Source organism: Janthinobacterium sp. SUN100 (assembly GCF_030397705.1).
Taxonomy (GTDB): domain Bacteria; phylum Pseudomonadota; class Gammaproteobacteria; order Burkholderiales; family Burkholderiaceae_D; genus Janthinobacterium; species Janthinobacterium kumbetense.
Genome location: NZ_JAPUBU010000001.1, coordinates 1,335,449 through 1,348,022 on the forward strand (window position 1 = coordinate 1,335,449; position 12,574 = coordinate 1,348,022).

The window sequence follows — 12,574 nt, forward strand, 5'->3', positions numbered from 1 at the left end:
TGGTGGAAATGAAAAAACCCGCCGAAGCGGGTTTAAGGTGGACAACTGATTTGCTACACGGCCTTGACCATCACGTAAGCCCTGCCATCGGGCTCGGCCGAGATCACGCGGCCGACTGCATGGAGGTACTGCTTCATGCTGAGATCGTCCTCATGCACGGCGATGCCCTTGATGCCGGCGCCGTCCTGCACCGGCACGATGTAATCACCAGGCTGGGTACCCAGTACGTTGACCGGCACGCGGCCGGCGATGGCGATGCGGTCGACCTTCTGGCGCTCGACTTCCAGCGCCGCGTCGAAGGCGGCCATGGCTTCGGCATCCTGCAGCACGGCGGTGTTGTGGGCGGCCAGTGCGGCGGCGTAGATGGCCTGCTTTGCTGCCCACTCGTCATCGGTGTCGCCGGGTTCGGCTATGACGTCCTCGAATTCCGGTGGCTCAATACCTGGAACTGCCTGCGACGTGACTACATCTGCACGGCGCACGGGCCGGGTCGGCGCTACCCCGGCCTGGGCCGACGGGCGCGGCCCAACCTCATGGCCCCAGGTATCACCGCCCACGAACGACGGGGCCGTTGATTTGATCGAAAACATCACGGCGTCGGCCCACATGTCGGTGACCTTATTCTCCGCGGTGATACCGACAATCTGGCCAGGAGCTACGATGCCGCACATCGAGCTTTTGAAAATATACTCGGCATAATCATTGCCATTTGTGTTCACCGTGCCGGTGACATTAATACTACGGCTTGTCGTACTGTTCTTTCCAACAGTCAATACTGCGGGCGAAAACGACCATCCCGCCTGGCCATTCGACGCAACCACCCATACAGAGGGATAGGCGGCGGCATCGGTGCCAACGTACAAAATCGGATCGCCCTCGGCAGCGCCGCGACTGATGCTATGCTGAAGGCCAGTATTGGTGCTGCCTGCTTTCAGCAAGGGCACATACACTTGGCCATTGCCCTGAAATCTCGCCAAATCTGCGGAAGTTGTATTGGAATTTTTGTCATATGCCCGGAGAATAAGACGGAACCCCTCCTTCCCAGCCAGGGAGTTTGCACCGCCTGAAACATACCAGACAAACTGTCCAGTCGAGTAGCTGCCGGCAAGCCCGCCTACACCCAGTGAAAGTACGTCATTTACTACGCCCGCTGCCGCCCCTGCAGAGCAGGGTCTAATATACCCGCCCCCCGTAGTCCAATCCCCGAAGAATAACCCGTTGTTGACCTGTACTGCACTGTGCAGGCCTGCGTACGTGCCTGAATTGGATATACCGCGCATGCGCGGTGGATATACAGCAGCATTTCCTGAGTCATAGACAACTGCTCCAGCAGGAGTTGCTGTCACTGATACTGGCTGTGCGTATGTCGTAGTGGTATAGCCCAGCAGACTAAATGATGCCGAACCAAACGTCCCGGCTCGGAAATGCAAGTACACCTCAAAAGTTCCGTTCACTTGCTGAAAAACCTGTATTCGCGCGTTTATCGAAACGGCGCCATTAAACGTCGCATCGTAATAAAAGCCGTTCCGCACACCCAGCATGAGGACGAACGGGGTACTGGCGCTTGCAGCCCAATCGCTGTTGACTACACCATCAATTCGCAGGTGCTGTGCATTGCTGCCGCCGTCAGCTGCAAATGTAGCGATCCGATACCAGATACCCGTCGGGGGATTTTGGCCAACGTAGCTATAACCGTACTTATTGGTTATGCCCACCGCCACAGGAAAGGCCGTTGCAATTGGGATGCCCGGATCAAGCCACGCCGGACTCATATAGCCATTCGGCCCGCCCAGTGGCGACCGCCCCACTGCTGCAGCATACGACGCCACCACGGCGCCGCGCCCGGCCAGCTCATTCAGGCGCTGGATCGTATCCTTCTGGCCATAGTAGAAAAAGTCACCCATTACATTTCCTCGATTTCGATGTTAGTGGCATATGCCAGGTAATACGGTGTGGTGATGGCGGAATTGCTGGCAATGCGACCATACACCTGATGCGCCTGCTCGAGCTCGCCGTCGTCGCTCTCTGGATAGAGACTGACCAGCAGCGGGCGCGACAAGCCGTTACCGCGCACGATGCGCCACACCTCGGCCCGGTCCAATGGCGTCATATGGTCGAGCGCCAAAGACAACTTGCGGTACAGTGCGCCGCGCGCCACAGTCTGGCCGCCAGCGCCGTCCCGGTTGTGGGTGCTGGTGTCGACCGACGTGACACCGGCACCATATGACGCGTTCTGCTCCGGGCTCCAGTAGGGGCCGGCCACCAAGCGCGCCGCCTCGATATAGCCTGCCGGATTGTCCGGATCAGCAAGCTCGATCACCAGTTTCTTAACGCTGACCATCGGCAGCCAGCAGCGCGCATACGTGCCGCCGCCGTAGCTGAAGGCGTTCACACCGAGCGGCAGCGCGCCCCAATCCCACATACCCAGCACAGCGTATTCGCATGCCGATACGATGCCCGTATCGAAATCAGGCACGGCGTCACCTGGCTCGACGTAGCCGCGTACACGGATCGTCGCCGTCGGCGTCAGGTTGCAAAATGGCAGGGCCACGCACCCAATAATCTCGGGCGTGGGCCAGGTAGCGGTGATGGTTAGGGCCAGGCCGAGCGAGCGCAGCACGGAAAACTTGCCTTCGCGCTGCAGATTGGCCGGCCCCAGCGCGTCGGCCTGGCTCGATGCGGTCAGCACAGCCCGGTCGCCGGCGTTGTCGTAGATGATGCGGAGGTTGGTCATGTCAATCCTATTCGTAAAGTGAAGCATCTATGACCGGCAACACCAGGCCGCTGGTATTGCCGTAGGTCTGGTCTTCAAAATAACCATGGGTGTTTCTAGGTGGAACATTGGAATTACTCGTCTCGACCATTCTCGCTTTGACGTTCCCGTCAGTTCGCCGATAACAGGCAAGCCACTCGGTGAAGCGCGCAGACGAGCCTCTAGTACTGTAGGACTCCCTGTTACGCATAATTGACGGCACTAGAAAAGCGGGCTTCCTCGGCAACGATGGCAGTGCCAGGCTTGATTCTGTGCTGCTGACGTTGATTCCTGCCGCAATTTGCTGTATCGCCAAATGCACCTTTCCGCTGTCGAATAGCAAGCGCCCGGAGGTATCCCACAGGCGAGTAGCCATCCGGGCAGTTGATATCTCGACTGGGCTCAATGAGAATACATACGCCTCGGGAAGAACGGGCGGCAACGCAACGGAGGGGGGAAAGAATGCATGAACTCCCGTGTGGACATAGGTAACTCCCGCAAAGCCATACTGATTCTGCGGCCACCACCAGATATTTTCGTCGGAGACTGGCAGCGTCCAGAAGACCATGAATCCCCGACCGTTCGTTGCCGGTAAGACACCGCTATACCCATGCGAAAGAAAGCCGGATTCGCCACCGTCATTCGAAATGATGGGCGTCGGATTAAGTGTCACCTTGCCGATAAACTCGGGCACCAGATTGACGTTGTCGATCAAGCGATGGCCAGCATCCGTGTTGAAAAAGAGGCTCATACGGCAAATACCAATAAAAGAATGGGACCGCCGTTAAAAGTTGCGGGTTGAACGGTAAAAATAAGCTGGGGGTTACCAGCGCCGTCCTGACCAACAACCCAGGTAAAGCTGCCGCCGTGTACTTGGTAGATACGCAGCGCCAGGCCTGCAGCGCCGTAGAAGGTCCGTACCAGCGGATCGCCGACCTTTTGCTCGTGCATGCCCAGGAAGACACCGCCAGCAACAGTGGGGGTGATGACCGGCGTGCCGTCGGTTTTAAAGGTCCAAAGGCCGATCATCGCGGCCACTTCCCACAAGCCATGGCGATGCTGCCATCGGAGTTGTAAAAATACAGCCCAGTTCCTGTCTGGTCGTACCCTTCATTGTTACCGGCAACGCGATTGGGACTCTGGATCAACTGAAAGGAGCCGACAACGCCCGACAGTACGCCGGAGAACTTTGCAACCGGGGGAGCTACCGCAGATCCAGGCGTCACGGTAAGTCCTGGCATCTCAAAATAGCCCGTACTCGACAGCTGAAAAAAACCACCTGGCACATTAATATTGCCAATAAGCAATCCTTTGTCGCTCAGATGAAAACCGCTACCGCCATTGCTTGGCCATGCATAGGCACTGGTGGGATAACCATTACCGCCGTGCAGCGTCGCGCTGTAGATATCGCCCGCCGTGACCTTGCCAAGATCAGCGCTGATTGCACTCAACTGACCTACTTTAAGTGCGTTGAGATACGGTGCTGCCCACTTGGTGGTGCCGCTGGCCGGATTAAAAATGCCATCCGAACGGTACAGCGATTCGCCGGCGCCAAACAGCGGCGGCGAACCCTCCCACACGGTGCCGGCGCCCCAGGTATCAATCGGCGGATAGGATGTTGCCCCCTCCGTGCTGAGCGTCGCCGGCGTGCTTCCCAGGGACAGCAGACTGGTTTTGCTGTAGCAGACGCGCGCCGAATTGCCCGTAACGCCGTCGAAGATCTTGCTCACCGTCTGGCTGGCCGTGTAGGTCAGGCCGTCGACCACGATGGTCGCCGTGACCGTCACGCTGTCGCCCACCATACCGGCATACGCCATGCTGGCAACATTGCCGACGCGCGTCAGCACGCTGGCGTTGCTGGTGGTGAATGTCACCTGACCCTGCATGTTCACCAGGCCCGCCGTGAAATCGATGCTGGCAGGAGCGGCAATTGTCGTGGCCGCCACCTTGAACGCCTGTGCCGTAGCAGCCAGCAGCAGCACGCGATCGTTGGCCGGCGCGAAGCGCGGCACGGTATTCATGATCAGCCTGTCGCGTTCCCCCACAATCGCGCTCATGCCAGCACCCCCACCGTCACTCTGCCCGTCAGCCAGAAGCGCGACAGCAGCACCACCACGCCCGGTATGCCATCCTGCAAGCCAAAGCGTTCAGCGCGCAGTTGTACGGGCTGCCCCAGTTCCAGCATCATCATCTCGGGTTCTCCATCGAATTCGTAAATGGTGCGTGGCACCTTGTTCAAGGCCAGGCGCCGCTGCGCTTCCGCACGGGCGTCGGCCCGCGTCTTCAGGCACGTATCGATCTGCACCGGATCGTCGCTCAGTCGGTAACGGGTGCGCACCGCCGCGTCGACGGCCGTCTCCGTCAGCCATTCCGTGGCGTACAAATCCGCATGCGCGGGCGGAATGCTGGTCGTCAGACCCGCCTGCAGCGTGTAGTTGCGGTCGAAGCCGATCTTCACGGCGGCCGTCACGGGCACACGCTGCGCGGGACGCAGTGAGCGCTCGCGCATCTGTTCCGGACCGATTTCCACCGGCACGCCGGCGGCCGGCAGCGCGATCTGCACCAGGCGCAGCTGGCCGGTGCGCGACATGATCGCCTGGGCGCCCACGCTGGCCGCCAGTTGCTGGATGGCTTGCGCCTGGTTCGTGCGGTCCGCAACATACAAGCCCACCGGCTGCGGATGGGCCGCGTCGAAGGCGGCCAGGTTGTCCAGGTCCAGGTCGTCCGGGGTAAAACGGTCGGCCGCCTTGCCGTAGGCGGTGGCGATGCGCTGCACCAGCGGGGCGATGCGCGGCGCATAGCCGCCGCCCTTGTCGCCCTGCACGCTGGCCGTGATCGTGGTGGAAAACGGATCCGTGGTCAGGTTGAAGCGTCCCGCCTGGTCATTCAAGGCCACGGCGATCGGCTTGCCGTTGGTGCGCACCTCGAACGTCGATTCGACCGCGCCAAGAAAACCGTACTCCAGGGTGGCCGGATTGGTCAGCAAGGGCGCCACGTTGTGGCACTCGCCAAACGGTATCGGCAGGATGGCGTCCTTGTTCGGCGTCGTGCCTCCCAGCTTCGCCTCGGAGATCGGCGTATTCAGGCGCTGCAGCTTGTCGCGCAGTACCAGGTTGACCGACTCGCGCCCCGCACTGGCCACGTCGGCGATGATGCCGTCGAAGACCAGCTGGAAGGCGGCGCGCGGCCACGATGCATCGCCGGCCCAGGCCTTGATCGGCCGGTTCATCCAGACGTCGTCCAGCCAGCCATCGAGCGCGCCATCGGCGTTATCGAGTTCGATATCGCCGCCCGACAGCCCCGCCTCGCCGGACAGGCTGACCTGTTCCGTGAAGGCCAGGCCACCCTTGGCCAGCGGCTGGTACGCGGTATTCGCCGGCACCTCAACCGGCCCGGTGATGTAGGGTCGGGAAGAGATATACCGCGTCACCTCGCTGCCATCCACATTCACTTGCGCCTCGATCAGCACCATGCGGATGGCCGACGGGCTTTGCAGCCAATCCTGAAATTGCGCATCGGTCATGCGTATTCTCCTTTCACTGCATTGGCCCAGGCGGATGCCCGGGACGATTTGTCCACGCCATCGACCACCGTCCTGGCGGCATTGGCGTTCGATTCAAAGGTGGCCTGGATGGTGGCGCCCGTCTGCGCCCGCTGGTCGGCGCGCAAGCCTTCCAATTCGGCTCGCATGGCCTGGTTGTCTTCGCGCAGGCCACGGATTTCGGCGACGAGAACATCGGAACCGACGTTCGCGGCCGACGAGTAGCGCACGGGGTCGAAGACTGCCGCCGCGACCGGGGTTGTCATCGCCGCCAGTGCAGCGATCACGGGTGGATTGCTGAACTGGACGCCAAGATCTGCCGCACCGCCCATCGCTGCCCGCAAACCGGCAATGGCTTGCGCCACCGTCAGCACGCTGTCATTGATCTTGATCAATCCCGATACCTGGGCATTGAGCGCATCGAGGCTGGCCTGCTGCACATCGACCTGTTCGGCAGCCCATTTCAACGCTTCCTTGTTCGCTTCCACCACGCGGGCATAATCCGCCGCATAACGGGCATCGGAGGCGTTGACCACCTGCGATGCCGTCAAAAACGCCTGTTCGGCGGCGGACAAACCCGATTGCGCCGTCGAATCACCCGCATTCGCAGCCGCCAGGGTTTTCTCGAACTGGGCCCGTGCTTCCGCATACTTCTGCTCCGGCGTCAGCGTCGACTGGGCCCCCAACGCCATGCTGGCATTGAGCCCGTTCAAGGTCGTCACCCACGATTTCGACTTCTCCAGTGCCGACTTGGCCGCCGCCGATTCCGTCTCGTAGGCCTTGGCCAGCGCATCCTTCGCGCTGGTTACCGCCTTGACGGCCTGGATCTGGTCGAACAGCCCCCGATTCGCTTCAGCGACGCTGGCGCGCTGGGCAGCCAGCAACTGCGCTTCGCTTTGCGTCAGCTGGTTCAACTGCTGTTGCAAGTCGCGCCGTTCGCTGGCGATGTCGCTGGCCGTCTTGCTCACTGCGGCCAGCTCGCCCGTGGCGGCGCTGAGGTCGGCGGCATAGTCGGCAGCGGTCTTGAACGGCTCGGCAAGGGCCAACAGGGATGCGTACAGCTCCGCAGCTCCATCCTGGCCCGTTGCCACGCCATCGGCAGCCGACAGGACGGCAGCCTTGAAGCCATCCATCGTCGTCACTCCAGCCAGGCCCAGTTTGCCCATGGCTTCATTGACCGACCTGGTAATCGGCGCCAGACGTTCCGCCTCGGTCAGGAAGTTTTCCACGAAAAAACCCGTACCACTTGTCAGTTTGTCGATTCCACCAGCCGCGTCGATCAGATGTTCGCTCAACTTCACGGCGCCCAGGCCTGTCGTATTGAACGACTTGCCCAGTACGGCCAGCACATCCGTCACTTGCATGTAGTCATTCGCAACGCGCGCCAAGGTTTCCAGATAACCCTCGCCAACCTTCTGGTACTGTTCCAGGCCACCCACACCAAACTTGGCCATATCGTCGCCCAGCTTGGAGAATGCGGCTTCCAGCGCTTTCTGAATCTCGTCACCCTTCAGGTCTTTCAGCGAGATCTTGCCCAGATCGACCACGAAGGACTTCAACCGTGCGTTGAATGCATCACCGCCCATTCCCAGCATGCCGGCCGCCGCCTTGACGGTGTCGGACAGGCCGAGAATGACTTTGCTGAATTGATCGTTCGCTTCGCGGTCGAGGCCATTCAATGCCGTACGTTTCTTGTCACGGGAAAACCAGCCACCCGACGTCTTGGTATCCGTGTACTGACTGGCCGATACGCCTCCCGCCTGAATGCTGTCCAGCGTAGTCTTGTTCAACATCAGGCCCGTGTCGATCGTCGTCGTTTTACCGCCGAAGATAGAGCCAAGGATGCCGCCCGTGATTTTTCCTACCAGCCCACCTGTCAGCTTATCGAGTGTCAGGCCAATGACGCCGCCCGTGATGGCAACGCCAAGTGCGGAAGAGCCAAACGTCGCCGCACTGCCCTTGGTATCCGGCGCCATGGCGCCCGTCACGCCGGAATTGCGCACCAACAGTCCACCCAAGCCACCTATGCCCGCCACCACCTGGCGCAGCGAGTAAGCCATCGAGGCGGAGTACGCGAGCCCGAGTCCAGAGTTTTTCTCCATGATTTCCAGCGAATTCGCGATCGAATTACTCTTTGCGCTGCTGTCTCCCAATACCGTGCCCGTGCCGGTTGCCGCCTGCCTGTCCTTGGCAGTGGTATCGCCACCACCGCCGCCGGAAACGGCGACGCCGATGGCCATCAGCATGCCAGCCACCATGGCGAATGCGCCGATATTGGCTGGAAATGGCGCAGCCAGCGAAGCGGCAAGGGCCGACGTTCCGTAGGCGCTGGACTTGGCCGCTTCCGCGGCAGCCACCGGAGCGACAGATGCAGCAGTACTTGTAACTTCCGCAGTCGTCGCTGCTGTTTTCGCCGTCGTCACCAGGCTGATATTCGTCAGCTTTTCAAACAGCGACTTGGCATTCATGGCAAATTCATAGGCACGGAAGCCTTTTTCCACCTTTTCCATGAGTTCATAGCCGGCCGACTTCTCTTTGAAAAAGCCTTTCGCGGCAGTCGCCATGTCGTGATACTGCTTGACCGTGGCCCTTTTCTTGTTTTCCTGCGCCTTTTCCTGCCCTTTTTCGGACGGGTCTTCCTTCACTTCCTTGGCGAAGTTAAAATCGATATCGTCCTGCGCCTTCCTGAAGCCCAGCAAGGCAGTGGTCATTTTTCCGATGGTGCCACCGACCTTGCCAAACGCGTGCTCCAGCTTTTCACCGAACGTCTTGGCAAATTCACCCGCCTCCTTCCATTCCGCCTCGCTATATTTGCGTGCAGGGGCTGCCGGAGTTGCCGGTGCTGCCTTTGCCTTGGCATCGGCGGCCTCTTTGCCTGCCGTATCCAGCTTGTCCTGGCGCTGCTCTTCAATCGCAAAAGCGCCATATTTGGCGCCTGCGCCGGCGGTGGCGGCGCTCCCCGCGGCACGGAAAGCCGCCAGCCGCGTATAGGCATTGCCAAGGCCATTGACCACCTTGAAGGCATCGGCCAGCGACTTCGCCTCGCCGGCATTCCATGTCCCCAGGGCATTCGAGGCGGCGGTGGCATCGCGTGCCTGCTCCGCCAGGGCGCGCAGCAACAGCGCCGACGATTCCGCCTCCGTATTGCTCGCCTTCATGCCCTCGGCCGCAGCCAGGCTGGCCTCGCTGATTGCTTTCAGTACCTGCGCGGTGTCGGTCGCCTTCGTCAAGTCAATGACAAGTTTCAATTCTGTTATCTCTGGCATGATTGGCCCATAAAAAAAGCCGCGCATGGCGGCCGGGTTGAAAAATGCGGGTCAGCCCGCCGCATGCTGGTGCGACAGGAACAGCGCGTCGAGTTGGTCCAGCAGTTGGTGCTCGAACGGTTCGATGGCGATGCCGTGGCGCGCCTGCCAGGCGAGGATTTCCGTGCTGGCGATGGGGTTGACGGCCATGCCGTTCTGGCGCTTGCGGTTCAATTGCGCGAACCACTCCCACACGTGGGTCAGTTCGAACGGCATGGGTGGCACCGCCTCCTCGGGCGGCGCGCGGTACAGCGGATGGCGCCGGGCCGCGTCGATATGCTCGCCCTTGGCATGCCCATCGGCCGCCCTCGCGCCGCGCTCGAACTGGTGCCCGGCGTAGCGCAGCAGGCTGGCCGTCAGAGTTTCAAAAAATTCGACTCGTTTTCCAGCGCCGTGGTGACCTTTTCCTGCCAGGTCGGGTATTTTTCAAAGGCCGCTTCCAGCAGCGCGGCATCGAGCGGCGCGGGCGCACCGTTGCTGGTGAAGCCGTACCAGCCCGTGACCACGGCCAGGGCCAGGCGCTTCTGGTTGCCATCGATGGCTTGCACCAGCAGTTCCGCGCCTTCGTCGGTGGAGGCGTCGATGGCCGTCTTGCGACGCGCCGATTTTTTATAGCCTTCGGCGCGCACGGCGTTGTTGGCCAGGCGATATTGCTCGCTGTTCTTGCCGACGATGGTCAGGCCGGCCACCGCTTCGCCATCCGCGTCGAAGATGACGGGCACGTCGAAGGTGACGGGAGTGGCAGCCGCGTGGATATTTCCAATGTCGAAACCTGCCTGGATTTTTTGTGCGTTGTTCATGTGTGCTGCTTTCTTGATCAAGATAAAAAGTAAAAGGGCCGCCACGATGGCGGCCCCGGTGCAAGCGTCAGCCGATTACAGCGCGCTGTCCTGGATGCTCAAGGTGGTCGCTTCGTGCTGCGCGTCGGCGCCCTTGTAGCGCAGGACGTCGAAGGCGCAGGTGACGATCTTGTTCTTCTCGCCGTCGTCGATCTTGGCCGAGGTGATCTTGATGCGGCCCATGGCCAGTGCCAGCACGTCGGCGGTGGGCGCCGTGCCCGACGCCATGGCGTAGGCCAGCGGGATTTCCGTCTCGGACTTGAAGTAGTCGAGGTAGGTGGCATCCTGCAGCAGCACCGTGAACTGGCCCGAACCCATTACCTTGCCGCGCGAGGCGGCCGTGGCATACTTCGAGCCGATCACCGGGTCGACCTTGACCTGGCCGTCCAGCGAGACGGACATGCCGGTGCAGATCTGCGACGGGATGCCGTTCACGGACAGCATCGCCGTGGCGCCCGAAAATTTACCGGTGCCCGGCGCGGCCAGCGGCGTGGGGAAGTACGGCACGGCCGTGGTCGGGCCTTCCGCCTTGCCCATCAGGGTGAAGTCCAGGCTGGTGATGCCGTTCGGCTGCACGGCGATATCCATCTTGCTGACCAGCTGGTCGACGAAGCTGCGGTGCACGCCGATCTTCGGATCCTGCACTTCGGCCGTGAACCAGTCGGTGGTGTGGCCCGTCAACGGGGTGAAACTGCGCTTGCCGACCGCCGTCACGCCGACCGAGTCGCCGGCCGCCTTGACGATCATCGCCGAGCCGTCCATGAACTGGCCATTCAGGTTGGTGGCCGTCACCGACGTGACGAAGAAATTCTTCGCGTTGTTGGCAGCGGCGGGCGCCGTCATACCGGTGATGCGCACCACGCTGCCGGCACGGAAACCTTCCGCCAGCCAGGAACCGGCGCTGCGCGTCAGGCCGGTGGCGGCGGCGGCGATCGTGGTTTGCGCGGCAGCCACGCCGCCGGCCGTGAAGTCGCGGCGCAGCAGCGCAGCCATCAGCGGCGCATACGTGCCGCACGCCGCTTCGGCCTTGATGGCGCCCGTGGTGCGGAAGTTGCCCAGGCGGGTATCGCCCTGCTGCTGGCTGGCGTCGATTTCGGCGCTTGCGTATTTGTCCGCTTCCGTGTCGAAAGTGGCCGTGACGCGGGGGTAAATCTGGCCGCCGCCGGCGGCGGCCTTGCTGCCTTCGGCGCTTTGTTTGCTGATAACGATCAAGCTGTCGATGCCGTTTGCTGTCGATGCCATAGTTGTAAAACCTTTCGTGGGGTGAAAACCGCCGGGGCGGCCTTGTGGAAGAAACTGAAAAATGGAAGGTGAAACGAAAAAGCCCGCACGCGGTGAGGCGGCGGGCTGGCGTCCGGATGGCGCGGGGCCATGCCGGACGGAAGGTGGGCGAAGGGGCCATGAAGGCCGTTCGCTGCGCTGATTTCCCCTATCGGTGTCGCGCCGAAAGCGCGTCTATTACGAGTGGAGAAGCATGTGATGTACTGCGGGTGTTAGCTGTGTTGCCGTTGCTGCGTGATCGAGACTCTATTGTAGGGGCGTTTTTTTCAGCGCCAGGCATATTGCAAAAAATTTGTCAGTGGCCGAGGCGGCGCATGGCGCGGGCGCCGTGCGACTGGAAGATGGCTTCCAGTTCGCTGACCATGTCCTTGATGCGTTCGAGCTCGAAGCCGCCGGAGCAGCTGATGGCCGCTTCGCCGGCGCCGCGGCAAGCCTGGCAGACGAGCGGCGCGCCGGCCTGCATGGCAGCGACGACGCCAGTGCCGTGGCAGACCTTGCATTTGCTGTCGAGCCAATGCGCGAGCGACGCTTCGGCCACGCGGCGGTACAAGGTGTTGGCCGCCTGCGCATCCCAGGCCGTCTGCGCCTTGACCCAGCGCCGCGCGCGGCCCTTCTGCGTCACGGCCGCCGTCCAGGCGCGCAGCAATTGGGCCAGGTTGCCCGCATTGCCTTCGAACAGACGGCTGACGGTGCCGTCCGCGTATTTGACGCGGCACAGCAAGGCGCCCATGTCGCCGGCCAGCGCGGCGGCCGCGATCACGTCCAGGTCGTGGTGGACGGCATCGTCGCGCAGGTTCTGCGACGACAGCGATGCGATGAATTTTTCTGCAAACCCCATGATTTCTCCTCGTTGATT

11 protein-coding genes are annotated in these 12,574 nt (G+C 61.6%); all 11 read right to left on the minus strand.

Annotation, left to right across the window (positions count from 1 at the left end; genetic code table 11):
• Window positions 1–53: 53 nt before the first annotated feature.
• Entirely contained in the window at window positions 54–1,904 is a 1,851-nt protein-coding gene (locus tag O0881_RS05780; protein WP_289910550.1) for a hypothetical protein, read from the minus strand.
• The gene (locus tag O0881_RS05785; protein WP_289910551.1) at window positions 1,904–2,734 is read right to left on the minus strand and encodes a hypothetical protein; all 831 of its coding nucleotides are present in this window, start codon (window positions 2,732–2,734) and stop codon (window positions 1,904–1,906) included. The genes O0881_RS05780 and O0881_RS05785 overlap by 1 nt, the downstream gene beginning before the upstream one ends.
• A gap of 7 nt (window positions 2,735–2,741) precedes the next feature.
• Complete coding sequence (locus O0881_RS05790; protein WP_289910552.1) at window positions 2,742–3,503, minus strand: hypothetical protein; 762 nt, start codon at window positions 3,501–3,503, stop codon at window positions 2,742–2,744.
• Window positions 3,500–3,790 (minus strand): hypothetical protein, encoded by a 291-nt coding sequence (locus tag O0881_RS05795; protein ID WP_289910553.1) that lies wholly within the window; start codon window positions 3,788–3,790, stop codon window positions 3,500–3,502. Before O0881_RS05795 ends, O0881_RS05790 begins: the two co-directional genes overlap by 4 nt.
• On the minus strand, window positions 3,778–4,809 hold the full coding sequence (locus O0881_RS05800; protein WP_289910554.1) for a hypothetical protein: 1,032 nt from the start codon (window positions 4,807–4,809) through the stop codon (window positions 3,778–3,780). The genes O0881_RS05795 and O0881_RS05800 overlap by 13 nt, the downstream gene beginning before the upstream one ends.
• Window positions 4,806–6,275 carry a hypothetical protein gene (locus O0881_RS05805; RefSeq protein WP_289910555.1) on the minus strand — a complete coding sequence of 490 codons (1,470 nt, stop codon included), beginning with the start codon at window positions 6,273–6,275 and terminating at the stop codon, window positions 4,806–4,808. The genes O0881_RS05800 and O0881_RS05805 overlap by 4 nt, the downstream gene beginning before the upstream one ends.
• The gene (locus tag O0881_RS05810; RefSeq protein ID WP_289910556.1) at window positions 6,272–9,541 is read right to left on the minus strand and encodes a hypothetical protein; all 3,270 of its coding nucleotides are present in this window, start codon (window positions 9,539–9,541) and stop codon (window positions 6,272–6,274) included. Before O0881_RS05810 ends, O0881_RS05805 begins: the two co-directional genes overlap by 4 nt.
• A gap of 69 nt (window positions 9,542–9,610) precedes the next feature.
• Window positions 9,611–9,814 (minus strand): hypothetical protein, encoded by a 204-nt coding sequence (locus O0881_RS05815; protein ID WP_289904549.1) that lies wholly within the window; start codon window positions 9,812–9,814, stop codon window positions 9,611–9,613.
• A 140-nt stretch (window positions 9,815–9,954) separates the two neighbouring features.
• Entirely contained in the window at window positions 9,955–10,398 is a 444-nt protein-coding gene (locus O0881_RS05820; RefSeq protein WP_289910557.1) for a hypothetical protein, read from the minus strand.
• A 75-nt stretch (window positions 10,399–10,473) separates the two neighbouring features.
• A complete protein-coding gene (locus tag O0881_RS05825; protein WP_289910558.1) occupies window positions 10,474–11,679 on the minus strand; it encodes a phage tail tube protein in 1,206 nt (401 codons plus the stop codon).
• Window positions 11,680–12,013: 334 nt separating this feature from the next.
• Window positions 12,014–12,556, minus strand: coding sequence for a hypothetical protein (locus tag O0881_RS05830; RefSeq protein WP_289897415.1), 543 nt, complete (start codon window positions 12,554–12,556; stop codon window positions 12,014–12,016).
• Window positions 12,557–12,574 lie beyond the last annotated feature (18 nt).

Coding starts and splice junctions, on each gene's coding strand:
- O0881_RS05780 (WP_289910550.1), bottom strand. CDS start 1,904: ATGGGTGACTTTTTCTACTATGGCCAGAAGGATACGATCCAGCGCCTG.
- O0881_RS05785 (WP_289910551.1), bottom strand. CDS start 2,734: ATGACCAACCTCCGCATCATCTACGACAACGCCGGCGACCGGGCTGTG.
- O0881_RS05790 (WP_289910552.1), bottom strand. CDS start 3,503: ATGAGCCTCTTTTTCAACACGGATGCTGGCCATCGCTTGATCGACAAC.
- O0881_RS05800 (WP_289910554.1), bottom strand. CDS start 4,809: ATGAGCGCGATTGTGGGGGAACGCGACAGGCTGATCATGAATACCGTG.
- O0881_RS05805 (WP_289910555.1), bottom strand. CDS start 6,275: ATGACCGATGCGCAATTTCAGGATTGGCTGCAAAGCCCGTCGGCCATC.
- O0881_RS05815 (WP_289904549.1), bottom strand. CDS start 9,814: ATGCCGTTCGAACTGACCCACGTGTGGGAGTGGTTCGCGCAATTGAAC.
- O0881_RS05820 (WP_289910557.1), bottom strand. CDS start 10,398: ATGAACAACGCACAAAAAATCCAGGCAGGTTTCGACATTGGAAATATC.
- O0881_RS05825 (WP_289910558.1), bottom strand. CDS start 11,679: ATGGCATCGACAGCAAACGGCATCGACAGCTTGATCGTTATCAGCAAA.
- O0881_RS05830 (WP_289897415.1), bottom strand. CDS start 12,556: ATGGGGTTTGCAGAAAAATTCATCGCATCGCTGTCGTCGCAGAACCTG.